This window comes from Anaerococcus lactolyticus S7-1-13, from assembly GCF_000758765.1.
Classification (GTDB): Bacteria; Bacillota; Clostridia; order Tissierellales; family Peptoniphilaceae; genus Anaerococcus; species Anaerococcus lactolyticus.
The window spans coordinates 1-22,585 of record NZ_JRMW01000028.1 but is presented as its reverse complement, the minus strand read 5'-3'; the positions used below and the strand labels follow the sequence as shown (position 1 = coordinate 22,585).

The 22,585-nt window shown below is 33.3% G+C and carries 21 protein-coding genes; 17 read left to right on the top strand and 4 right to left on the bottom strand.

Annotated elements, in window-relative coordinates; all coding sequences use genetic code 11:
* Positions 1-100 precede the first annotated feature (100 nt).
* Positions 101-1,660 (top strand): IS1182 family transposase, encoded by a 1,560-nt coding sequence (locus tag HMPREF1630_RS03525; protein ID WP_037325895.1) that lies wholly within the window; start codon positions 101-103, stop codon positions 1,658-1,660.
* Between the two features lie 169 nt (positions 1,661-1,829).
* Here HMPREF1630_RS03525 and HMPREF1630_RS03520 read toward each other — a convergent pair whose 3' ends face one another.
* The gene (locus HMPREF1630_RS03520) at positions 1,830-2,126 is read right to left on the bottom strand and encodes a rhodanese-like domain-containing protein (RefSeq protein ID WP_037327100.1); all 297 of its coding nucleotides are present in this window, start codon (positions 2,124-2,126) and stop codon (positions 1,830-1,832) included.
* Between the two features lie 90 nt (positions 2,127-2,216).
* Between HMPREF1630_RS03520 and pcp the strand changes: the two genes are divergently transcribed.
* The 15 genes from pcp to HMPREF1630_RS03445 all read left to right on the top strand — a co-directional run bounded on the left by pcp (position 2,217) and on the right by HMPREF1630_RS03445 (position 18,677).
* A complete protein-coding gene (gene pcp / locus HMPREF1630_RS03515) occupies positions 2,217-2,861 on the top strand; it encodes a pyroglutamyl-peptidase I (protein WP_037327098.1) in 645 nt (214 codons plus the stop codon).
* The gene (locus HMPREF1630_RS03510) at positions 2,861-3,877 is read left to right on the top strand and encodes an alpha/beta fold hydrolase (protein ID WP_037327095.1); all 1,017 of its coding nucleotides are present in this window, start codon (positions 2,861-2,863) and stop codon (positions 3,875-3,877) included. The genes pcp and HMPREF1630_RS03510 overlap by 1 nt, the downstream gene beginning before the upstream one ends.
* Before the next feature lie 88 nt (positions 3,878-3,965).
* On the top strand, positions 3,966-4,985 hold the full coding sequence (locus HMPREF1630_RS03505; RefSeq protein WP_037327092.1) for a CAP domain-containing protein: 1,020 nt from the start codon (positions 3,966-3,968) through the stop codon (positions 4,983-4,985).
* A 93-nt stretch (positions 4,986-5,078) separates the two neighbouring features.
* Complete coding sequence (locus tag HMPREF1630_RS03500; protein ID WP_037327090.1) at positions 5,079-5,930, top strand: fructosamine kinase family protein; 852 nt, start codon at positions 5,079-5,081, stop codon at positions 5,928-5,930.
* Positions 5,931-6,024: 94 nt separating this feature from the next.
* On the top strand, positions 6,025-7,695 hold the full coding sequence (locus tag HMPREF1630_RS03495) for a tellurite resistance TerB C-terminal domain-containing protein (RefSeq protein ID WP_037327087.1): 1,671 nt from the start codon (positions 6,025-6,027) through the stop codon (positions 7,693-7,695).
* On the top strand, positions 7,688-9,010 hold the full coding sequence (locus tag HMPREF1630_RS03490) for a BREX system ATP-binding domain-containing protein (protein WP_004828751.1): 1,323 nt from the start codon (positions 7,688-7,690) through the stop codon (positions 9,008-9,010). Before HMPREF1630_RS03495 ends, HMPREF1630_RS03490 begins: the two co-directional genes overlap by 8 nt.
* Positions 9,007-11,091 carry a DEAD/DEAH box helicase gene (locus HMPREF1630_RS03485; RefSeq protein ID WP_037327084.1) on the top strand — a complete coding sequence of 695 codons (2,085 nt, stop codon included), beginning with the start codon at positions 9,007-9,009 and terminating at the stop codon, positions 11,089-11,091. The genes HMPREF1630_RS03490 and HMPREF1630_RS03485 overlap by 4 nt, the downstream gene beginning before the upstream one ends.
* 56 nt (positions 11,092-11,147) lie before the next feature.
* On the top strand, positions 11,148-11,867 hold the full coding sequence (locus HMPREF1630_RS03480; protein WP_037327082.1) for a hypothetical protein: 720 nt from the start codon (positions 11,148-11,150) through the stop codon (positions 11,865-11,867).
* Positions 11,864-12,610 carry an ABC transporter ATP-binding protein gene (locus HMPREF1630_RS03475; protein WP_037327081.1) on the top strand — a complete coding sequence of 249 codons (747 nt, stop codon included), beginning with the start codon at positions 11,864-11,866 and terminating at the stop codon, positions 12,608-12,610. Before HMPREF1630_RS03480 ends, HMPREF1630_RS03475 begins: the two co-directional genes overlap by 4 nt.
* Positions 12,607-14,505 (top strand): FtsX-like permease family protein, encoded by a 1,899-nt coding sequence (locus HMPREF1630_RS03470; protein ID WP_037327078.1) that lies wholly within the window; start codon positions 12,607-12,609, stop codon positions 14,503-14,505. The genes HMPREF1630_RS03475 and HMPREF1630_RS03470 overlap by 4 nt, the downstream gene beginning before the upstream one ends.
* Positions 14,483-15,151 (top strand): response regulator transcription factor, encoded by a 669-nt coding sequence (locus HMPREF1630_RS03465; protein WP_037327107.1) that lies wholly within the window; start codon positions 14,483-14,485, stop codon positions 15,149-15,151. The genes HMPREF1630_RS03470 and HMPREF1630_RS03465 overlap by 23 nt, the downstream gene beginning before the upstream one ends.
* Entirely contained in the window at positions 15,144-16,112 is a 969-nt protein-coding gene (locus tag HMPREF1630_RS03460; protein WP_037327076.1) for a sensor histidine kinase, read from the top strand. The genes HMPREF1630_RS03465 and HMPREF1630_RS03460 overlap by 8 nt, the downstream gene beginning before the upstream one ends.
* Before the next feature lie 9 nt (positions 16,113-16,121).
* Positions 16,122-16,535, top strand: a complete 414-nt coding sequence (locus tag HMPREF1630_RS03455; protein ID WP_037327075.1) for a hypothetical protein — start codon at positions 16,122-16,124, stop codon at positions 16,533-16,535.
* An 18-nt stretch (positions 16,536-16,553) separates the two neighbouring features.
* Entirely contained in the window at positions 16,554-17,477 is a 924-nt protein-coding gene (locus tag HMPREF1630_RS03450) for a restriction endonuclease (protein WP_037327104.1), read from the top strand.
* Positions 17,478-17,564: 87 nt separating this feature from the next.
* On the top strand, positions 17,565-18,677 hold the full coding sequence (locus tag HMPREF1630_RS03445; protein WP_037327073.1) for a TIGR04086 family membrane protein: 1,113 nt from the start codon (positions 17,565-17,567) through the stop codon (positions 18,675-18,677).
* A 39-nt stretch (positions 18,678-18,716) separates the two neighbouring features.
* Here the strand turns inward: HMPREF1630_RS03445 and HMPREF1630_RS03440 are convergent, their stop codons facing one another.
* Genes HMPREF1630_RS03440 through HMPREF1630_RS03430 form a run of 3 tightly spaced genes read right to left on the bottom strand, consistent with a single transcriptional unit; the run spans position 18,717 to position 22,141 of the window.
* Positions 18,717-20,111: a hypothetical protein gene (locus HMPREF1630_RS03440; RefSeq protein ID WP_052039355.1), complete on the bottom strand. Its 1,395-nt coding sequence runs from the start codon at positions 20,109-20,111 to the stop codon at positions 18,717-18,719.
* Positions 20,080-21,447, bottom strand: a complete 1,368-nt coding sequence (locus HMPREF1630_RS03435) for a sensor histidine kinase (RefSeq protein ID WP_037327071.1) — start codon at positions 21,445-21,447, stop codon at positions 20,080-20,082. Before HMPREF1630_RS03435 ends, HMPREF1630_RS03440 begins: the two co-directional genes overlap by 32 nt.
* Positions 21,428-22,141, bottom strand: a complete 714-nt coding sequence (locus tag HMPREF1630_RS03430; protein WP_004828774.1) for a response regulator transcription factor — start codon at positions 22,139-22,141, stop codon at positions 21,428-21,430. The genes HMPREF1630_RS03435 and HMPREF1630_RS03430 overlap by 20 nt, the downstream gene beginning before the upstream one ends.
* Before the next feature lie 133 nt (positions 22,142-22,274).
* Between HMPREF1630_RS03430 and HMPREF1630_RS03425 the strand changes: the two genes are divergently transcribed.
* Positions 22,275-22,526 (top strand): GlsB/YeaQ/YmgE family stress response membrane protein, encoded by a 252-nt coding sequence (locus HMPREF1630_RS03425; protein ID WP_037327069.1) that lies wholly within the window; start codon positions 22,275-22,277, stop codon positions 22,524-22,526.
* Positions 22,527-22,585 lie beyond the last annotated feature (59 nt).

Genomic DNA, 22,585 nt, shown 5'->3' with positions numbered 1-22,585 from the left:
TACAAAATTACTCCACAAAAAGGGGCTGTTGCATAAGTCCCAACATAGAAAAAAGACGAGGAAACTAAACATCCTCGTCTTTTTCTGATACAATGTATTTATGAAACAAAATAGTAATACATCATCACTAACCAATTTTACACTAGTTAATGATACAATTCAATTAAAATTAAACTTTAACACAGAAATATACGTCCAAGATGATATAAAACTAAGGCTTGTAAAAAATATAATTGAAAGGATAGAACTAACAGAACTAAATAAAGTCTACTCATCATTTGGAAGAAAACCTACTGTAAATCCAGTAACCATGCTTCAAATAATAGTATTCTGCTATTCAGAAGGAATATTCTCATCAAGGGAAATAGAAAAATCATGCAAATATGATCTAAGAATAAAATATCTCCTAGATGGACAAACTCCACCAGATCACTCCACAATAAATAGATTTAGACAGAAAATAGTAAAACTAGCTCCTAATCTATTAAATCAAATGGTCCAAATACTAATAGAAGAAAAACAAATAGACCTATCAAGCATCTACATAGATGGAACAAAAATAGAAGCCTATGCCAATAGATACAGCTTTGTATGGCGAGGAAGCATAGAAAAATGGCAAGAAAAATTAAGAGTAAAAATAATAAAACACTTTGATTTAAATAAAGACTTAAGTCCATCTCAAGTACTAGAAGTAGTAAAAATAGCCTTTAATCAAGTAAGTAAAGAATGTACAGAAAAGAAAATAAACTTCGTATATGGGCAGGGCAAAAGAAAACATCAACTTCAACGAAACTATGAACAGCTAAAAGATTGGAAAACCAAGCTAGAAACTTATCAAGAGCATTTAGAAATAATGGGAGATTACAGAAACTCCTACTCAAAAACAGACCATGATGCAACATTCATGAGAATGAAAGAAGACCACATGAGAAATGGTCAGTTAAAACCAGCCTACAATATTCAACTAGCAAGTGCCTCAGGCTTCATCATAGGAGAAAATGTATCTCATCACCCAAATGATATGTATACCCTAAAACCATTCTTAAAAAAACTAATAGAAAAATATCCAAATAGTTTAGATAGGATAGTAGCAGACGCAGGGTATGAAAGTGAAGAAAACTATGTATACTTAGAAGAAAACAATCTAAAATCCTACATAAAACCATCAAACTACGAACAATCCAAAACAAGAAAATATAAAAAAGAGCAAGAATTTAGGGAAAGCTTAGTCTATGATGACATTCAAGACAAATACATATCACCAGAAGGAAAAATCTTTGTTAGATGTAAAGACAAGTACGATAAAAAGAAAAGTGGTTATGTAAGTATAAGTAAAGTCTACAGATGCTTTGACCGGAACAAAGGTGGCCAAAAAACCAAAGGAATCTACATAGCAGAAACATTCCAAAAATACAGAAAAGAATCCTTAGAAAATATAAAATCTGACCAAGGAATAGAAGAAAGATTAAATAGATCAATCCAAGCTGAAGGAGCTTTTTCTAAAATAAAGTCAGGCTTAAACTACAATAGATTTCATCACAGAGGAAAAGCAAATATAATAAGTGAAATATGCCTTCTATCAATGGCACTAAACTTAAATAAATTAGCTTCAAAAATTAAAAATAGGAACTTAGAAATCATAAAATACAAAGCTGCCTAAGAAAAAAATGTTAAAATGAGGAGCTCTATTACTTGAGCCTATTTTTAGGAAAATTGTGGAAAAATTTATCTTTACCTTTAAAATTTCTATATAATTAAATAGCTTGATACAAATATCCAAGAAAAAAGTGATGAGCAGAATAGTTTTAACTATTCTGCAACATCACCTTTTATTTTACTAAATCGTAGTTATATAGGTCTACCCCTGGTGCTAGGGTGAGGTTTTTATAGCCTAAGTCTGTTAAAATAGCCAAGGCCATCTTACTTCTACCGTTGGTCCTGCAGTGGATTACAAGCTTATCGTTTTTATCAAGGTCAAAGTCATTTGCCATAATTTTATCTAGGGGCACGTTTACAGCATTTTTGATGTGGCCATTTTTATATTCTTCTTCGGTTCTTACGTCAATAATTTTATAGGAAGAATCAAGTTTTAATAAATCATCGCCAGTAATTTCTCTCATAGTCATTTTATCTCCTTTTTTTATCATTATACTCTAAAATAGGATTAAATTGTTTAAAACTAATTCATTTATGGTAAATAAATATAGAGGTGAATTATGAAAATATTAATTACAGGTTTTGATGCCTTTGGGGGCGAAAAAATAAATCCTGCAAGCCTTATTCTAGATAGGCTTCCAGATGAAATTGATGGTAATAAAGTAGAAAAACTTATAATTCCAACAGCTTTTTTTAAGGTGGCAGATATTATTGAAAGAAAAATTGTTGACCTTAGACCTGATATAGTGATATCTATTGGGCAGGCAGGAGGTAGAAGTGATATTACAGTTGAAAGGGTCGCTATAAATATTGCAGATGCGTCAATAGCTGATAATGATGGCAAGAAGCCGATCGATGAAAAAATTAGATGGGATGGAGAAAATGCCTATTTTTCTACTCTACCTATCAAGGCCCTTGTAGAAAATCTTAGGAAAAATAATATACCTGCATCAGTTTCAAACTCAGCAGGCACCTTTGTTTGTAACTTTGTTATGTATAATGACTTATATTTTGCGAGCAAATACAAAAATATATCAGCTGGTTTTATCCATGTTCCATACTTGCCAGCCCAAGTGATTGACAAAAAAGGCATGGCATCAATGAGTTTAGACGAAATGGTAAGGGCTGTGGAAATCATCATAAAAACAAGTGCCGACTACAAAAATAAGGAAGATTTAAAAAGAGCAGAAGGGAGGATATGCTAATGATTAAAGCTCTTATTAATATTAATATTATTATCTTAATATTACTTATTCCACAAATTTATTATTTGATAAAGGAAATTCGCTACAAGTCATTAAATATGACAAGCAAGTATTTTAAAAGACAGACTGTTAGAAAAGAAGATTTTTATGAGGAAGTTTACCTTACAAACACAGACGGTTTTGATACTTTTGTAAGGATATTAACTTGCGATAAACCTAAAGCTATAGTCCAATTGGTACATGGCGTTGCGGAACATTCTGGAAATTATTTGGACTTTGCAAATTTTTTAAATAAAAATGGCTACATAGTTGTAATTGGTGATCACAGGGGCCACGGAAAATCTATTTCAACAGCTTATCCAAACGGCTACATGAGAAGGGCAGAAGAGTTAATTGATGATGATATTATGATTGCCAAATATATGAAGAATGAATATCCAGGTCTAAAATATTATATGTTGGGTCACTCTATGGGGTCAATGGTTGCAAGATTATTTTTAAGAGAAAATGACGACCTACTTGATAAGCTAATTGTAACTGGGACTGTGCCTGTGAATAAGGCGGCAGCCTTGGGTGTATTTTACTATAATCTAGGGTGCTTTTATTTGGGAGACAAAGCTGAAAGTAGGCTTATAGATGCTATTGTAGGAGCCAAAGGATTAGACTTTATAAGCTATAGCCCTCAAAATATAGAAATAAAGGCAAATGATCCACTTAGGATATTTAAATTTAAGATTGGATATTCAAAAACTTTGATAGAAGTAAATAAACTTTTAGGACAAAAACATAAATATAAGTGTAAGAATCCAAAGCTTGAAATTTATAATATGGTTGGCGAAGACGACATAATAACTAAGGGGGAAAAGGGTGTGAGAGATAGTATTAATTTCTTGAAAGAAATTGGTTATAAGAATATAAAATCCAAGACTTACAAAGGCATGAGACATGAAATCTTAAATGAAACTAATAACGAGATAGTTTATCAAGATATACTAGAATTTTTTGATGCTGAGTAATTATTTTACCAAAATTAACAAATAAATTACTTTGATAAAAAACCTACATGTGTTATAATAAAATTAATCAAATTATTAAGGAGATTTCATGAAAACTACAAAGAAAGTTATTGCTCTAGCCTTGCTTGCAAGTTTATCAATAAACGCCCTAAGTTTTACAAGCCCAAGAAGCTCTAGCGTAGCCTATGCAAGTGCCAAGCTTGATTTTGGCATAAAGACTGATAAATTTGAAAACAAGATTTTGACTTTTAATTTAAAACAGGATGAAGCAAATAAAGCTGCTGCTCTTAGTGCTATTAAAGAAATCAGGTCCGAAATGTGGGATAAAAATGTTCCATATACTTATGACCTAAATTCAAATGCAAAAAATACTAAATTAAGAGACTACCTAAGGACTAGGGGTATAAACACCAAGCAAGAATATATAAATATGACCAAATGGTCTACAGATCTTGAGAAAATTGCTATTCAAAGAATGTATGAAGTTAGTTTAACAGGCCTTTCCCATAATAGACCGGATGGAAGCGATTGCTCAACAACTGTTTTGCCAAGTGGCGTAAAAATGTATGGCGAAATTTTGGCCAACAATTCTGATCCTTATACACCAAGTAAGGCCTTCAACCAATGGGTCCATGGTAAGAGGAAAAACTTTGGTGGTAAAAGCGAGTATGAGCTTTTACTTGAATCAAATGGTGTCTATACTGATGGGAATGCCCACCTACACATAATCTTAGATCCAGAATATGATCATATGGGTCTTTGTATATTGAATACTTCTGGTATGAACTATGTTGGAGTGGAGTTTGGTTACCCAGATAAGTCAGGAAATAAGGCAACAGGTCTTGTAGGAGAGTACACCATGTACTTTGGCAAGGCCAAAGCTCAGAAAGAAACAAGTCCAAAGGTTAACGATAAGGAAAGACTTGAAGCTGCCAAGGCAAAATTAAGAGAAGCAATTGATAATAATAAAAGCGAAGTTGCTTCCGCTAAGTTTTTACTAGAAAATGCGCCAAAAACTGTTGCAAAGGTAAAAGATAAATTAGAAAATTTAATTAAGAACGCAGAAGCAATTATAGAAAAATCTGAAAAAGCTTTAAAATCAATTTAAAATTTTCCCCTAGTCCATTTGGATTAGGGGATTTTTCTAGTAAAATTTTGCATTTATGGTAGAGTATTACTAACTGAAAGAGCAGGTGAAGATATGGAAAAAATTATAGAATTATTACCTATTAATAATGTTACTAATATTAGTGCTGTGACTGGAGGAGATGTAAATGAATCATATAAGCTAGAAGCTGATGGTGGTTCATATTTTCTAAAGGTTCACAAGAATAAAGACGCATCGTTTTTTGCTTGTGAAAGAGCAGGCCTTAAATTATTTGAGGAAAATGGGATTTTTGCGCCAAGAGCTCTTGCAAGTGGTGATGTTGATGGGTCTGCCTATCTGTTAATGACCTACCACAAGGAAGAAAGAGCTGGTAGCCAAGAAGATTTGGCTAAAGTTATAGCTAATATCCACAAGATAAAAAGTCCTGATGGAAAATTTGGATTTCCTTATCCATTTATAGGTACTGCTTGCGACTTTGATAATGAATTTAAGGATACTTGGAAGGAAGTTTTCCTTAACGAGAGAATGGATAAGCTAAAAAAGATGCTTAAAAAAGTTAAACTTTGGGACGAAAAAGACCTTGATAGATATGAAGAGGTAAGGCTAGTAATAGAAAAAGAACTAGATAAGCACCAGACAGAGCCTGTATTACTCCATGGAGACTTGTGGGCTGGAAACTTTATGTTCGATGAGGATGAAAGACCTCTTGTTTTTGATCCATCACCTTTGTATGGAGATAGGGAGTTTGATATTGGAGTGTCAACTGTCTTTGGTGGATTTAGGAAAGCTTTTTATGAAGAGTATAAGGAAATTATGCCCCTAAAAGACGGCTATCAAAAACGACTTAATTTCTACAGGTTATATATATTAATGAAATATTTATTAAGATTTGGTCCGGTTTATGATTCATCCGTAAATGATCTTATGAAAATAATTACAAATTAAAAGTGCTTCGGCACTTTTTTTGATTGTAAAATAACGCCTTTAGAAAAGCGCTTGTCAGAAGTATAATGATACATAAGCTAGAAGTGGAGGTAGTATGGATAATATAAAGGCTTTGATAGAAAATTTATTAGAAGATATCAAAGATGTAGATAAAAAGAAAATTAAAAGAAAAATAAATAAAGACCATATCAAAGCTAATATTAACCTGGACCTGGGAGAAAAAAATGATGGTTATTTTGTATCTAAACTGAGGTTGACAGGTAATCTCATGGATGTGCCAAGTCAGGTTAAATCACAAAGCCTGAAGCTTTATATAAATTTTGCGAGGCTAAGTGAGAAAAACTTAAAGATGCCTAAAACAACCTACCTCTATAACCAACTCTATGTCCTCGCACGTGATTATGTGGAAGATTTTATTGACCCCTATCACGAAAAAAAGGCTATGAGAATTTATAGAAATTTAACGAGTCTTACCCATGAAAACTTGGAGCCAATATTAAAGGTAGAGGCAGATAAATTTTTTGAAACTTTTCCAGCTTTAAACCGAGAAGTTATTGATTTTTATAATCTAACAGCTTGCGGCAAGGTTGTTGTTTTTTGGGATCCAGATGGAAGTTTGAGGGAAAAATATAAGTTTGCCAAAGATGAAGAGAGGGCCCTACTCCAACTGGGTCAAAGAAGAAATGTCTTATGGGAAAGTCCAAGTCTTAGCGCTTTAACGATAAATTTATTTTTACAAAGCCTAAAGCTTGTGTTTAGAAAAGATGGAATAAACTCTGAAATTTTAAAAATTTATTCAAGGCCCTACACCCTGTCTAAGAATCTTTTAGATAGCTTGCTTATAATAACGGAAGCAAATGTTAGAAATTATTTTTCTTTTCTAGCAGATATAAAAACTCAAAAGGCTATTGATCTTCTTATTGAAAATCATTGCGATGATATTTTGATTGTATTTATGGAATACCAATTAGCTTACCTTGATAATCTTAAAGATTCTAAGATTGAAGAGATTTACTTGGGCTATTTAAAGGAAAACCCTCATAAGTCAAGTGATATAGCTAGTTTCATTGCTAGTTTGAGTTTGGACCGACAAGTTGCGATTCTTAAGTCATTTGAAGATGGAGATAACTATAGAGAAATTTTAGACAACCTATTAAAAGATGATTTCACACCTATAAAAGTGTTGGCTCTTTACCATATTTTTAGAAATAAAATGGAAAAGACTAAGGATAAGAAAGCCCTATTTGAAATTATTAGACAAGAAAATTTCGAGGAATTTTTGAAATTAGTTATGGGGAGGGATTTTGATATAGACTTGATTTCTGAAATCTTAGAGCTTAGAAAAGTTAAGCCAAAAAGAATTAAGTTGAATAAGAAACTTGTAAAAAAATCAAGACAAGACTTATCAAAAACAGTTGAGACTATAAATGATTTTGTTGGTGGCGAAGAAAATCAAATCGATGATGAGATAGGAAAAGAAACGAATATAAGCAAAGGGACAGATTTAAAATCACCAGTTGATAATATGAAATTATCAAGACCTAGTATGAAGTTATTGAAAAAAATTTTTAAAGATGGTTATATTTCAAAAGATGAAGCAAGTGATTTGGCAATGGAAGATGGACTTTTTTTGAATGTTTTTGTAAATAATATTAATGATGTCTTATATGAATATACAAATGATCAAACACTCGTAATTGAAGGCAATAGCGTGTTCATTGATGAGTTTTATGAGCAAATGATAAAGGAGTTAATTGATGGATAGGATAAATCCGAAAGAAGCAAGCACAATTATAAAAAGTTTAGAAGCTGGTGTTGTGCCTGACATTGGCCTAGGTCACCTCCTAGTTGGCAGAAAGGCTGAGGTTGACGAGCTGGTTAATATTTTGGAAAATATCGAAAAGGGCGATAGTGACCTTAGGTTTTGGGTTGGGGACTTTGGTTCAGGGAAATCTTTCATGCTAAAAACCATAGAAAATCTCGCCCTATCTAAAAATTTTGTAGCATCAACTATCGACCTTAATCCTTCAAGAAGGTTTTATGCCACTGATAGGAAGGCGGTAAATCTTTATTCTACAATATTAGAAAATTTAAAGACTAAAAATGCTAGAAATGGTAATGTAATTGAAATTATAATCGAAGAATGGATTACTAATATTTTTTATAGCCTTAGCAGTAATAAGGGTTATGAATTAAAAGACTTAATGGCAGGTGGTCATAAAGATGAGGTTATAGGAGTAATTTTAGAAACTTTAGCAAAATTTAAGGCTGTTGGTCTTTCCTATGAGCTTGGTCAAGCAATTTCTAAATATTATGAAGGATTCATTAGTAATGATAGGATTTTAAAACTTAAGGCAATAAGGTGGATTAGGGGAGATATAACCACAAAGACAGAGGCTAAAAAAGATCTTGGAATAAATGAAATTATTAATGATGACAATTATTTTGAGGCTATAAAAAATCTTGCAGAGCTTTTTTTAGAAATTGGATATAAAGGCTTTGTGATAAATTTTGATGAGGCAGTAAACCTCTATAAACTCCCACACGCCACAACTAGGGAGAGAAATTACGAAAAGATTTTAAATATTTATAATGAGTGCAAGTCAAACTTGGCCAAGGGTTTATTTATAAATTTTGGAGCAACAAGGAAAACAGTCTTTGATGAATCAAGAGGTCTTGTTTCTTATGGGGCCTTGAAGGGTAGGCTTGGAAGTGAAGCATCTATGGATAGTGAGTTTGTAAATACCAACAAGACCGTCCTTGGGCTTAGGGTATTGACTGACGAAGAAATTTATACCTTACTTGAAAATCTGGTAAATATTTACAACGCCCACTATAAAACAGAAATTACTTTTACAAGCTCTGAAATAATTTCCTACATGGAAGGCCAGTTAAATAGGCCGGGTGCAGATGAGTTTTTGACACCAAGGGCAGTTATAAAGGATTTTATAGAAATACTTGACATAAAAAGGCAAAATGCAGAAACTGAAATCTCAGAGCTCCTTCTAGATAAATTTGGAAAACTCCTTCCGGTTTCCAAAGACCCAGACAATTTAGATGATGAAATAGAAGTGATATGACAAATTCTTACGATTTATTATCAAGGGATATGCGAAAATATATATTTGAAAAAGGATGGCCATCGCTTACAAAAATCCAAGATGCAACTATTAAACACATTTTTGCAACAGATAATAACCTAATCTTAGCAGCTCCTACCGCATCTGGAAAGACAGAGGCAGCCTTTTTACCAACTATTTCAAAATCCCAAGATATAAAAACCAAGCTTAAAATTTTATATATTTCACCCCTCATTGCCCTTATCAATGACCAATTTAAAAGAATTAGCGAAATGTGCGAAGACTTTGATATAGGAGTTACTAGCTGGCACTCAGAGGCATCAGTTAGTCAAAAAGAAAAGCTTTTGGAAAACCCTACGGGAATCTTACTTATCACTCCGGAATCCCTCGAAGCCATGTTAGTTTCTGATAAGGAGAGGGCTTGTGTTTTATTTAAGAATCTTGATTTTATTATAGTTGATGAAATCCATGGATTTTTGGATACCAACAGGGGCCTTCAATTAAAATCCCTTCTTGTGAGGCTTTATGCTTACACAGAAAGACCACCAAGAATGCTTGGTCTTTCGGCAACCATTGGGGATAAGAATTATGATTTAGCGAAAAGTTTTTTCCTCAATGGCAGAGAGACAAATATCCTTCTTGATAGGTCAAAAAATGATTTAAAGACCAGTCTAGATTATATAGAGTGTGAAGATGTAAATGAAGAAATTGCCAGGAAGATTTTAGAATATGCACTAGGCAAATCAACCCTAGTATTTCCAAACTCAAGAGCTAAGGTTGAAAAATTATCTTACTTGCTAAAAAAACTTGTGGCAGCATATGACATCAGAGTTTTCTCCCACCATTCTTCAATTTCAAAGCTTAAAAGAACAGAAATTGAAAATTTTGCCAAGACTAGTAGGTCAGATTTTATAATAGTAGCGACTTCCACCTTAGAACTTGGTATTGACATAGGTGCAGTAGACCAGGTAATCCAAGTTGGCTCTCCTGCATCGGTCTTATCCTTATCGCAAAGGCTTGGCAGGTCAGGAAGGAGGACTCGCAAATCAGTCATCCACCAAATTGCCACAGATAAGTGGGACTTGGTTCAAGCTTTGGCAGCCCTAAGACTTTTCGAAGAGGGTAGGCTTGATAAGATAGACATTCCAAAAAAATCTTACGACATCTTTGCTCACCAAGTCCTATCAACCCTGCTTGAGAAAAATGGCTTGTTAATTGAAGATTTTTATAAGCTAAATCATGACTTAAAAAGTTTTTCTGACATAAGCGATGAAGAATTTAGGATTTTAACTGATTTTCTCTTAGAAAAAGATTTTGTTGAAGAAATTGATGGAGAATACATTGTCGGCAAGCAAGCCGAAAAACTAATGACTATGGGCTCTTTTTATAACCAATTTGTTAGTAAAAAAACTTATAGGGTCCAAACTGACAAGCAAACACTTGGAGAGATCGAACTAGGGGAAAATTTGAGGGTAGCTGATAGGATTTACCTCTCTGGTCAAGTCTGGAAAATAGAAGCCATCAACCACAAGAGTCGAAAAATAAAAGTAAGCCTTTCTGATAAGGCGAATGCAAGGAGTTTTGCTGGTGTGGGTGGTTTTGAAATAAGTGGAGAAATAAGGGCGAAGATGGAAGAAATCCTCTTACATCCTCTTACTATTGACCTTGACAATCAAAGTAAAAAAATAATTAATGATTTGGCCAAGGAATTAAAAAATGAATCCTATCATTTTGTAGACCGTGACGGTAAAACAGGGCTTAGGACCTTTAGGTCTACAATGATAAATAAAACTCTGGCTTTAATTTTAAATATCAAAAGCAAGTCTCTTGATTATTACGTGGAAGATAAGTCATCAACCCTTATAGGCCCTAGCATAAAAAGAAAGCTTGAAGAATTAAGGGAAAATCCGCCAGAAATTGATGAAGTTAAAGACTTTTTAATTGAAAATTCAAGACTCATTGATGGATTTATATCCCTAAATAAATTTATGGTCCTAGTCCCTAATGCCTTGAAGGCAACCTACATTATTGAAAATATTTTAGATATTGAAGGTGCTAAAGAATACTTACAAAACTTGTAATTAAATATTTCCTTATTTCATGTTATTATGTAATTAATAAAAATAAGGAGGATATTATGAAACATATTAAAGCAATGTTACTTATAGGTCTAATAGTTTTTGGTGGAGTATATTTAAGCGCAGCAGGTTCCATAGGTCAAAATGAGTATGAAAAAGAAATGAAGGACAGGAAGGCCAAAGTTGAAGAATACTTGGGCAAGGTTGGTGGAGTGGAAAAAGAATTTGTAGAAAAATATCTAAATCACGAGGATGAAGATCCAAGTGTAGCTATTAGCGAAACTACAAACCTTGATACAGGTGAGTCATTTAAATATATACAAGCTAGAGATTCAGAAAAAAATATTGATATTGACGGCAGGCTTGATGGGGTAATCTTCTTTAGAAAAGGCAATGAAAGATGTTGGATAGATACAAATAAAAAGATTTATTATACAGATACTTTCGATTATAGCAAAAATTCAAAAAAAGACTCTATAATTTCTGGAAATGAAGATATAATTTACGAAAACTTCCTAAGTGGCTATGATAAGAAAGTCGAAAAAATTGGTGATACCTATAAAATGACTTACCTTGATGATTTAAACAAGGGGTCATATGATATTTACGACTTAGAGGGAAATTGGCTTGAGTCTTTTACAGACAACAGCCAAGGTAGGTGGAAAGACGTTATTGTTTCAAAATCAAAAGATGTTAATGAAACTTATGAAAAACTTCTAGGCCTAAAAGATACCTATACCAAGGTTGATGATTTAGGACAAATTAAAGGGAAAAAATGAAATTTGAGAGAATTTTAAAAGTAGAAAATCTTGAAAAATATTATGGCAAAGAAGATAAGAGGGTCTTATCCCAGCTAAACTTTGACCTTTTAGAAGGAGAGTTTTTGGGGCTAATGGGCAAGTCCGGCTCAGGTAAGACCACTATCTTAAATTGCCTTGCTTGTATAGGGTCCTTTAACAAGGGCTCTATTTCCTATTTTGATAAGGATATTTCCCTTTTTAAAAGAAGAGCAATTTCCTCATATAGAAAAAATGTAATTTCTTATATCTATCAAGACTTCAAACTAATCGATATCTTGACTGCATATGAAAATATAATCTTGCCTTTAACTATTTCGAGCAAACCTATTGATAAGGATAGGGTTTTAGAAATTGCAAAAATTTTAGAAATAGAAAATATCTTGGATTCTTATCCGGAAAATCTCTCTGGTGGGGAAAAGCAAAGGGTAGCTATAGCGAGGGCGCTTTTAAAAGATGCCAAGATTATCCTTGCAGATGAACCAACTAGTTCGCTAGATAGTTTGCTTAGTCAAAAAGTGCTAAGACTATTAAAAACCTTTAACAAGGTCCACAAAAGGTCTATTATAATGGCAAGTCATGATCTAAAGGCCATTTCTTTTACAGATAGGGTTTTATTTTTGGATGACGGCAAGATATATAATGAGCTAAGACGTAAGGAAGATGAGTCGAGGGAAGAGTTTCTAGTTAGGATAGAAAACGCAGATAGGCAGTTTTTAAGATGAGAAAAAATGAATCCAGCAAAAAACTTTATCTTTTAATCTTAATAATAACGTCGATTACATCCTACATAATTCTGTCTATAGATAAGTCCGAGGTTTTTTCCTATATTTATGAGGAAAACAGGTACTACCTCCTTGATACAGTCAGGTTAATTTACTTGGTTTCCTTAATATTTGTTTTTATTTTAATTTACTATGCTAGTTTTTACATGGTAAGTGAGAGGAAAAACGAAATTGGACTTTTGATAGCAGAAGGTCTTAGCAAAAAGAAACTTTTTAGGATACTTTTTAAAGATTCCTTAAAAGATTTATTAAAGGCCAACCTTTTGGGCCTATCCTTGTCTATTTTTATCAATGAATTTATAAATCTTTTAACAGTAAAAGTCCTAAGCCTGGGTTTAAATTTTCATAATTTTAGTATATCATTTAAGGCTCTTATCTTAACCTTAGGCATAAGTTTATTTTTAAACATCCTATCAATTTACACCCTTGTAAGAGATTTTTATAAGAGAAATCCAGATGAAATTTTTAGGGGCGAGATAAGGTCGAGATCAGATTTCTTTTTGTTTATGAGCTTAGTTTTATTTTTATTAGGAATAATATTAAATGATGATAACTTTAGGGAAGAAGTGCTAATTTTGCTGGGCCTTATCACTTTGTTTTTGTTGGCTGTTTTTTTCGTATTTTCAAAAATATTCCAAAAAATCAGTGGAAAGGACTTGATTGTAAGAAAAAGTCTTAGCCTTACTTTCAAAAAGGACAAGGCTTCTCTCCTTTTTACAAGTTTTATGCTGATTGTTGGCACCTTTATCCTAGCCTACACAATCCTAACAAGTGTTGCATCTAGAAATGCCCTAGAAAGACCAGCTGACTTCACCCTCTATGATTCTTCCGAAAAGATAGAAAATTTGGAAAAAGATCAAGATATGGGTCAAATGATAGGTGAAATCTATCCGGTTTTTGGCTATGAGTACAGAGATATTGACTCAGATGAACTAATAAATTTGGTCGAGACAAATATGGACCTCGATAGGGCAACAAGAAACAATTTTTATTTTGAACCAGGTTTTTTATTGACTGAGTCTTCATTTGATGATATTTATAAGATGAAAGCTAAACTCAGGGATGATGAAGCCATAATTCTAGCTAAAACAGAAAAAGAAAAGTATGCCCTAGAGAATACTTTGGCCGACAAAGACGCATCTATAAAACTAAGAGGAAAGGTCTTTAGGTTAAGGCCACTTATTAGGTCAAATAAGATTTTTTCTAACGATGTAATTGGTTTGCCTAGTATGGTTGTGGTCAATGATAAGGTTTATAAATCTTTGCTTGGCACAAAAGCACCCTTTGCTTATAATGTAAATTTAAAAAAAGATTTTGTAAACTCCTTTGGTTTTTCTAAAGGCTCTGATATGCTGAGAGAAGCATTTATTAAGGGGGGCTATAAGTATGAATCCTATATCTGGCAGGCGAAAAATGCTATTTCCAATATTACAGAAAATCTTTACACCTACTTTTATTTAGGTTTGATTTTTATTTTGGCAGGTCTCAGCTTTTTTACAATTAGGATTTTCATGCTTTTTGAAAAATCTAAAGAAAAACTAAGAATCCTAAGCCTGATGGGTCAAGATATGGATGAAATAAGGGCTATAATTAAAAAGGAATACACAACGCTTTTTCTCACAGTGGGCCTTGTTTCAATTATTGTGTCAATATTTTTATTTACCCAAATACCATATACAATGAATATATTTTTCAAACTAAAACTTAGCAAAATAATTGGAAGCTTAGCCTTAATTAGCCTAGCATTTTTGATCTTGATGGGCTTATTTTTGAGGTTTATCCTAAGGATGAGCTATGAAAGGATTGCTGATTATGAAGAAGATTTTAATAATTGAAGATGACAGAAACCTCTTAAACGAACTAAGGGAATTTTTGGGAAACAGGGGCTATGAAGTCAGTAGTATAGATAATTTCTTAAAGGCAAGTGAAGAAGCCCTTGACCTAAAGCCAGACCTTGTAATTTTGGATATAAATCTACCAGGAATTTCCGGTTTTGATATATGTAGGAGTCTTAAGGAAAAATCTAATATACCTATTTTGATGCTCACATCTAGGATTGGTATTGAAGATGAGATAAAGGGGCTTGAAATCGGCGCAGATGAATACCTAGCCAAGCCGGTTGACACCAGGAGATTAATTTTAAGGATGGAAAAACTGCTTAATCTTTTTGACCACTTTCAAGATATCATAAGTGTTGGTGAATTAAGATTAGAGCTTTCAACATCCAAGCTATCTTATAAGGATGCTTATTTAATCTTGCCTCAAACAGAGGCTGATATTGTCAAAAAACTTATGGAATCATATCCTGAGATTGTAACTAAAGATGACTTGCTAGAAGCGGTTTGGTCTACTATTTATATTGATGAAAATATCCTCCAGGTAAATATAACCAGACTTCGTAAAAAATTAAAAAACCTAAGTCCTTATAATATATACAACAAGAGAGGAAGTGGTTACGGTTTAGGAGTTTATGATGAATAGCACATTAAAAGATGGACTTGTTTGGATAATAGCTTTTCTTGGTCTAGATTGCTTATTTATTTTCCTAATCCACCTAATAGGTCCGAGTTTAATTCATAGCTTTATAATATTTATCCTTTTATTTACACTTCTGGCCCTGTTGTTTATCATAAACAACCTAAGAAAAAGAAATCAAAAGAGGAAGATGCTCCTTGATGAATTTTTAATAAAGAATTCTTTTATGGCCAAGGATGCTCTTGTAAATGAGTTTGGTGAAGACTATGAAAAAATATTTGATGACTTTCAAAGGGCGATAAAGATAAAGGATAAGAGGCTAGAAGAATCAAGGGCTAAGCTTATATCTTATAGGGAATTTATAGAAATGTGGGCCCATGAGATAAAAACTCCACTTGCCTTTGCAAATTTATTTTTAGAGAACCATAAAAATGATTTTGATAAGGAAATACTCGACAAATTAGGTCTTGCAAATACTAATATAGAAAATTATATCAATCAAATCCTATACTATGCAAGAGTTGATGCTAGCAAAAAAGACTACAAAATGGATGAAGTTTTTATTAAGGATTGTATTGATGAAGCTATCAAGGCTTATTATCCTTTAATTGCTGAAGAGGGGATTATAATAAAAGAAGATGTGGGAGATGTCAAAGTCTTTACTGATAAAAATACCTTGGTCTTCATAATATCACAAATTATCTCAAACGCCATAAAATACTGCGAGGGAGTTATTAATATAACAAATAAGGGTAAAAATTTGTATATAGGAAATAATGGCCCAAAGGTTGCTGATCAGGATCTTGCCTTTATTTTTGAAAAGTCCTTTTCAGGCGAAGTTGATAAGATTCATAAGTCTACAGGTATGGGCCTCTATTTATCAAAACTTTATGCCAAAGATCTCGCGATTGATATTGAAGTCGTAGAAAATAAGGACGGAAACTTTGTAATTTGCCTAAGACTATAAGGAGATTTTATGATTTTAAAACCCTACAGGGAAGTATTTAGTCTTCATGATTCAAAAATTTTCGCTATTAATAGAAGGGGATGCGACCTTGAAATAAGCCTATCAAGTATGGTTATCTTTGAAAATGGAAAGACTTTTGTTATAGATAATCCTAAAATTATCTGCCATGACCTCATAGATATAAAAGCTAATATGGATTATCCTGTTAGGATTATAGTTTTTGAAAAAGAAGATAAAAATTTAACTATAGATGAATTTAAGGATTATACATTTGATATTATAGAAGAAGCTTATGGGCCTAATCTTATTCACTTTTATGGAATAGGAAATATTTGTAAAGATGGGATCCCAACTGCTTTTGATATGACCATAGATATTTTCTATAGGGGAGAAATAGAGGCTACTTGGGATATGAAAGATTAGGTTTAATTAATGTATAATATGGAACTAACGAAAAAGTTTGAGCTTCAAAATTGTAAAAATAAAATTAAATATAAAATAATCCACAATGAAATACCGATAAGTCTTGATAAGAACCTTGACGAGGCTATAAAATATCTTTTATGGTATGTGCCAAATATAAATTCTGAGCAGGCAAAAAAAGAAGAGCTACTCACAAATTTGGAATATGATGACTATGTTTTTGAAGAGTTGATGACAGTCATGAGACTTAGGGACATTGACGTTCTTTTTACAGATTCAATTAAAACATATATCATAGATGATTTTAAGGAAGGTATATGTCCTTGTGACCAAAAGATAGTTATGACTTTGGCTGATGGGGAAACAAAGACTATGAGTCTACTAAGGCACGTAAGAAACGCTATCGCCCATGGCAATTTTAATGTGGTTAGTGGTATATTAATTGGTTTCGATATAAAAAGACTTGCGGAAGATAAAATCCAATATAGGGGGATTTTTAAAATTAAGCCTGAAGGCTTATTGGTAGCTTTAAGAAAGATTCTCTTCGATCTTTCAAGCCAAGAATTTATAGCAGAAGCCTTTAGAAGGGCAGGCTATAAGGTTGAGCCTTATCAGGAAGAATACCAAAGAAGCCATCGATTTGATCTTTATGCCAAAAAGAATAACAATCGTTTTGCCTTAGAGATTAGGAATTATAATTATGACCACAAAATCTCAGAAAAAGAAATTTCTAAGATGATTAATGACTTTAGGGGAGTTGTGGAAGGTTTAATTCCCGTTTTAATAATTAATTCAACTTATCTTACCGAAAAAGCTAAGGAAAAACTCCTAGAAGCAGATGTAATTATCCTAGATATCAAAAATATAAAGAAGATGCATAAGGGTAGGGACATGGTTGGAGAAATCCTTAGAGATAATTCTATTTTTAAAATTATATCTTAAGGAAATAGAAGTTAAACTTTAATTTATTTTATGTTCCGGTATAATGTGCATACATTGTTTAAAATGATTATATAATTAGGAGGAATAATGACTGAAATAAATAATCAAAACCAAGGCGAAAAAGTTAGAAGAAATCGTCAAGAAAGAAGAAAAGAAGTAGCTATAGAAAGGGAAGGCAAGCTTGAAGCAGGTAGAAACTTATCATGGAGTTCTATCATAGCTGGAGCTGTTTCAGGTGCGGCAGTATTTACCGTATTAAGCCTTTTAACTGCAGCTTTGGGCTTTGGCATCTTTTCTGCAACTTCTGCTAACCCATTTGCCGGAATCGGATTTTTTACTGGACTTTGGACAGCTATTACTTTAATAATTTCATTTTGTGCAGGTGGATTTGTAGCAGGCTATGCAGCAAGATCTACTGGTCTACTTCACGGAGCAATTACTTGGGCTGTAACAGTTTTACTACTATTTACCCTTGTATTTAACGCAGTAGCAACCACACTTGGTATTGCTGGTCAAGCAGTAGGAGCTGTTGCAGGAACAGCGGCAAATGTTGCAGGAAGCGCCCTAAGTGGTGCAGGAGATGCAGCAAGCTCAGCAATAGGAGCTGCTGTCGATAAAGTTGGGGAAGGTATTGAAGATGTTGATACAAAAGATCTTCAAGCTAACTTAGAGAAATACTTAGCAGATACTGATGTAGAAGAACTTAAACCTGATTATCTAGAAAATCAAGTAAAAGAAAGCAAGGAAGAAATTGCAGCGGCAGTTAAGGCTATTGCCCTAAATCCAGAAAATGCTGGTGCAGAGATTGATAAAGTTACCAAATCACTTTCAAAGAAAGCTGAGACAATCGCAAACGCTGCTGATGAAGATGCTATAGCAAATGCAGTAGCAGAAAACACTCAGTTAAGTCCAGCAGAAGCTAAGGAAATTGGCAAGAATATTTATGATGAACTCGACAAGGCAGCTGTAAAAACAAGCAAGTCAATAAATGAGTCATCTGAAAAGATAAAAAACCTTGCAAAAGAAGCGAAAATAACAGCAGATGAAACTGTAGACAAAGCAAAAGATAAGGCTAATAAGGCATCTAATGCAGCATCTATTGGTTCAGTCCTCACCTTCCTAGGCTTAATTGCGGCACTCGCAATCTCAGCTATAGCTGGTAGAAAAGGTGAAGAATTTGCTATAAGAAATCTAAGATAAGAACAAAAAAATAGGCCCTTGGGGTCTATTTTTTTGCGTTTATCCAGCTATTGAAAGCATGGAAGATATTGGGTATTTAGAATTTATTCTTTGGTTGTATTCGAGATACCTGTTTGGTCTTTCTGCTCTTGCTGTATTTAGTGAAATTATTAATCCGGAATGATCAAGGACAAAAAGACTTGGTGGGAATTCATAAATTCTATCTTGAGCTGTAGGATTTGGGTCTAGAGCATTTTTGACTACGAAAGCATTTGAAGATTCCTTTAAAATTGATGCAAGCTTAATCGCTTCGTTTGCTGTGTTTGCATTTGTTAGTATATAAATGTTTCTTGATGCAAAGGTAGAATCTTTTTTAATATTTAAAGAAATTTGATCGTAGTACATGTAAGGATTTAAGTCGAAATAATCAATCTTATCCTTGTATTTGCTGGTGAGGTTTTTTACAAAGGCTGTTTTGTAGGCCGAATTTTCATCAGCTTTTATATCTTTTAGAGTGTTTTCTAAAAGGTTTCCCCTATAAAAAATCAAGTCATCCTTGCTGTAATCCTGATGGATAAAGTATTTGGCGAATTCATTTACAAAAAGATTATTAAGTGAATTGTTATCTGATAGGTCAATGACCATGGTTGATATGCCAGGTGCAGCTGTTACAGATTTTATAACTTCATCAATGGTTTTTTTGATATCATTTACCCTGAAGTTAGGGAGGGATATCCTTAAAATGTATCCATTTTCAATACCTACAGAGGATTCATTAACATTTTTTTCATTTATTATTCGCTTATAGCGGTTGACTACTTGTGGATTTTCAAGAATTTCTTTCATTGGAGATCCACTTTTGTTCTTATAGTAATTAAATAGGTCTGTGTAGCTGTCCTTATCCAAAATCTTTGTGTAGGAGTCATTTAAGAGACTTAAGTATTCGCCTAAGAGCAAAAAGAAATCTTGGTCAGTTTTGGAGCCTGTAATTTTCTTTCTGTATTCTTCACTCTTTTTTGTAAATTCATCAAATGATTCTGTATTTGACTTATCTATGGCGAAGTTTCTGATTATGTTTTTATAGAGTATGTCAAAGTCAGAATTTTTTTCGGCACTTGTAAGGCTCCTGCCCTCGGTGGAGGAGACGAATGCTGTAGTTGATAAATCTTTTAGTACCTTATCTCTGAAGTTAGGATAGCCTGTCTTAGCATAGGTGTTTAGTCTTTTAATTATTAGAAAACTAGGAATTATAACTAATAGTAGGCCAAGAATTGTAAGGGTCATCCTACGTCTTTTGTAGACTCTTTCTCTTTCACGCTTCGCTCTTTTTTTTCTGGCTATTTCTCTAGGCGTTAATTCGTCCTTTATAATTTTGATTTGACTTTCTCTGAGTGGTCTTATCCTGTCTGTTTGTTCAGTTTTTCTACTGGAGTAATTTCTCTTTCTTCTTGTCATTGGTAATCCTGTTGTTTTTTTCGAAAATTATTGCAAAGTCGCTTCCTTCACCAAGCTTTGACTTCACTTTAATCTTTCCGGATAGGGCTTCTGCGAAATTTTTTGTAATAGCAAGGCCGAGCCCAACGCCGTTTTCCTTGGTGTTTCTCGAATCTTCAACCCTATAAAATCTTTCAAAAATTCTTGGTATGTCATCTTCCTTGATACCAATTCCTGTGTCAATTACATTTATAAGTATTTCTTTTTCAGTCTCTCTAAGGCGGATATCAATTTTTCCATCCTTGCCAATAGCCTTTATAGCATTTGAAACAAGGTTTTGGATAATCTGGCTTAGTTTATCCCTATCAGTTGTAAAAATTACGTTTCTGTCTAAGTGGGTTTCGATATTAATATTGTTAAGCTTTGCCTTAGCTAAGAAGGAACCAGCTATATATTCGATTAGCTCTGTAATATTTACTTCAGACTTTGATAAAATTGCATAGGATACATTTTCATCGAAGGTATTTTTAAGTCCTACAACCAGCCCCTCAAGCCTAACAATTTCATTAGATAGAATATCCAAGGTGGCAGGATCTGCTTCAGCGACACCGTCTTTCATTGCCTCTATGTAGAGTTTGAGGTTGGTAAGTGGAGTCCTAAGTTCATGGGAAATATCCTGGGCGTATTGCTTTCTTATAGATTCCTGTCTTTTAAGGTTGCTAGATAGGTAGTTAATATTATCTTTTAAAATTTCTATTTCCCTAATATCAGTGTCCTCGACAATCAAATTGTAATTGCCTTCTTTAATCGCAAGGGTTGATTCGCCGATTGACGTAATGGGTTTGGAAATATTTGTTGAAAGAATAATGGCTATAACAAGACCAATGGCTAGGGAAATTGTAATCGCATATAAAACCGCTTGGGTAAAGTTGCCCTTCATCTCATTTACGCCTGTATAGTCCCTATTATAGTAAATTTCGATTTTACCAGCCTTGGAATTGTTATTTTCATCAATAAACCTATATTCTTTGGTTAAAATTTTAGAATGGTCAGATTCGTCACGACCCTTAAGATGTTTAAGTAGGTTGCCTTTTTCATCGTAATATTTTATATCTACTTTTTGATCGATTGCCATATTAGATAGGTAGGCCCACATGGACGTACCACTAATATTAGAATCGTTATTTAGCCTTGTAAATTGTTCTACAACTTCCTTGGGTCTCTTATCATCAATGGCTTTGAACAGGTCATTGTAGTTAAGAGTAACGAGGAGGGTAATAAGGATAGAAAAAACTAGGATACAAGAAAGAATTCCTGCAATAAAGTTTTTTATAATCTTATTCTTGAGGGTAGTCATCTATACCGCCAGACTTATATCCCATACCGTAGATTGTTTTGATGTACATTGGTTTTTTTGGGTTATCCTCAATTTTTTGTCTGATATTTTTTATATGAGTGTCTATGGCCCTATCATAAGCGTCATAGTCATAACCAAAGGTAATTTCTATAATTTCATCTCTTGTATAAATCTTGTTAGGATTTGAGAATAAGGTCTTTAGGATAGAAAACTCATTTTTTGTAAGGTAAATTTCGACCCCATCCTTAAAAAATCTATTGTATTCAAGATCCATTTCAAGTCTACCATCAAGGGTTTTAATAATATCAGCCCTTGGGATATTGTATTTTTCGATACGTCTAAGGACTGCTTTGATTCTTTCGATAAGCTCCCTTGCAGAAAATGGTTTGGTTATATAATCATCTGCACCAAGTCTTAGACCTGTGACCTTATCATTCTCCTCAACCTTTGCTGATAGCATGATTACTGGCACTTCAGACCTGTTTCTTATTTCCTTCATCACGTCCTCACCAAGCATTTTTGGTAGCATTAGATCAAGGATAACTAAGTCTATATCCTCTGCCAAAAATTTTCTAAGACCTTCTTCGCCGTCGAAGGCTTGGTAAACCTCATAGCCTTCTTTGACTAGGTAACTCTTTACGATATTATTTATACTTTCTTCATCTTCTATTATTAAAATTTTAATCTTTTCCATAGTTCACCTTCCACATTTATTATACCATATCCTGTAAGATATTTCGTCTTGAAAAAGGCTTTATGTTTAAAAAATTTAAAAATGGATATAAATATAAGGAGAAAAGAATATTAACAAACCACAAGGAGGAAAAATGGGAAATTTAGGATTTATTTGGACATTAATTATAGGAGCTCTTGCTGGATGGATAGCAAGTAGGATAATGAAAAGAGACGCCGAAATGGGTGGTATTGCAAATATATTTACAGGTGTACTTGGTGGTTACCTTGGTAACTGGCTACTTGGAAACTATATGGGAGGCAAATTCTCTCAAATAATTTCTGCTGTAGTAGGTTCAGTAATTTTATTATTCATCCTAGGATTAATCCAAAATCGTAAAAAATAAAACTAGGGGGCTGTTGCATAAGTCCCAACATAGAAAAAAGACGAGGAAACTAAACATCC

Coding starts and splice junctions, on each gene's coding strand:
- HMPREF1630_RS03525 (WP_037325895.1), top strand. CDS start 101: ATGAAACAAAATAGTAATACATCATCACTAACCAATTTTACACTAGTT.
- HMPREF1630_RS03520 (WP_037327100.1), bottom strand. CDS start 2,126: ATGACTATGAGAGAAATTACTGGCGATGATTTATTAAAACTTGATTCT.
- HMPREF1630_RS03500 (WP_037327090.1), top strand. CDS start 5,079: ATGGAAAAAATTATAGAATTATTACCTATTAATAATGTTACTAATATT.
- HMPREF1630_RS03505 (WP_037327092.1), top strand. CDS start 3,966: ATGAAAACTACAAAGAAAGTTATTGCTCTAGCCTTGCTTGCAAGTTTA.
- pcp (WP_037327098.1), top strand. CDS start 2,217: ATGAAAATATTAATTACAGGTTTTGATGCCTTTGGGGGCGAAAAAATA.
- HMPREF1630_RS03435 (WP_037327071.1), bottom strand. CDS start 21,447: ATGACTACCCTCAAGAATAAGATTATAAAAAACTTTATTGCAGGAATT.
- HMPREF1630_RS03425 (WP_037327069.1), top strand. CDS start 22,275: ATGGGAAATTTAGGATTTATTTGGACATTAATTATAGGAGCTCTTGCT.
- HMPREF1630_RS03470 (WP_037327078.1), top strand. CDS start 12,607: ATGAGAAAAAATGAATCCAGCAAAAAACTTTATCTTTTAATCTTAATA.
- HMPREF1630_RS03485 (WP_037327084.1), top strand. CDS start 9,007: ATGACAAATTCTTACGATTTATTATCAAGGGATATGCGAAAATATATA.
- HMPREF1630_RS03490 (WP_004828751.1), top strand. CDS start 7,688: ATGGATAGGATAAATCCGAAAGAAGCAAGCACAATTATAAAAAGTTTA.
- HMPREF1630_RS03450 (WP_037327104.1), top strand. CDS start 16,554: ATGGAACTAACGAAAAAGTTTGAGCTTCAAAATTGTAAAAATAAAATT.
- HMPREF1630_RS03445 (WP_037327073.1), top strand. CDS start 17,565: ATGACTGAAATAAATAATCAAAACCAAGGCGAAAAAGTTAGAAGAAAT.
- HMPREF1630_RS03440 (WP_052039355.1), bottom strand. CDS start 20,111: ATGACAAGAAGAAAGAGAAATTACTCCAGTAGAAAAACTGAACAAACA.
- HMPREF1630_RS03430 (WP_004828774.1), bottom strand. CDS start 22,141: ATGGAAAAGATTAAAATTTTAATAATAGAAGATGAAGAAAGTATAAAT.
- HMPREF1630_RS03480 (WP_037327082.1), top strand. CDS start 11,148: ATGAAACATATTAAAGCAATGTTACTTATAGGTCTAATAGTTTTTGGT.
- HMPREF1630_RS03495 (WP_037327087.1), top strand. CDS start 6,025: ATGGATAATATAAAGGCTTTGATAGAAAATTTATTAGAAGATATCAAA.
- HMPREF1630_RS03475 (WP_037327081.1), top strand. CDS start 11,864: ATGAAATTTGAGAGAATTTTAAAAGTAGAAAATCTTGAAAAATATTAT.
- HMPREF1630_RS03455 (WP_037327075.1), top strand. CDS start 16,122: ATGATTTTAAAACCCTACAGGGAAGTATTTAGTCTTCATGATTCAAAA.
- HMPREF1630_RS03510 (WP_037327095.1), top strand. CDS start 2,861: ATGATTAAAGCTCTTATTAATATTAATATTATTATCTTAATATTACTT.
- HMPREF1630_RS03465 (WP_037327107.1), top strand. CDS start 14,483: ATGAAGAAGATTTTAATAATTGAAGATGACAGAAACCTCTTAAACGAA.
- HMPREF1630_RS03460 (WP_037327076.1), top strand. CDS start 15,144: ATGAATAGCACATTAAAAGATGGACTTGTTTGGATAATAGCTTTTCTT.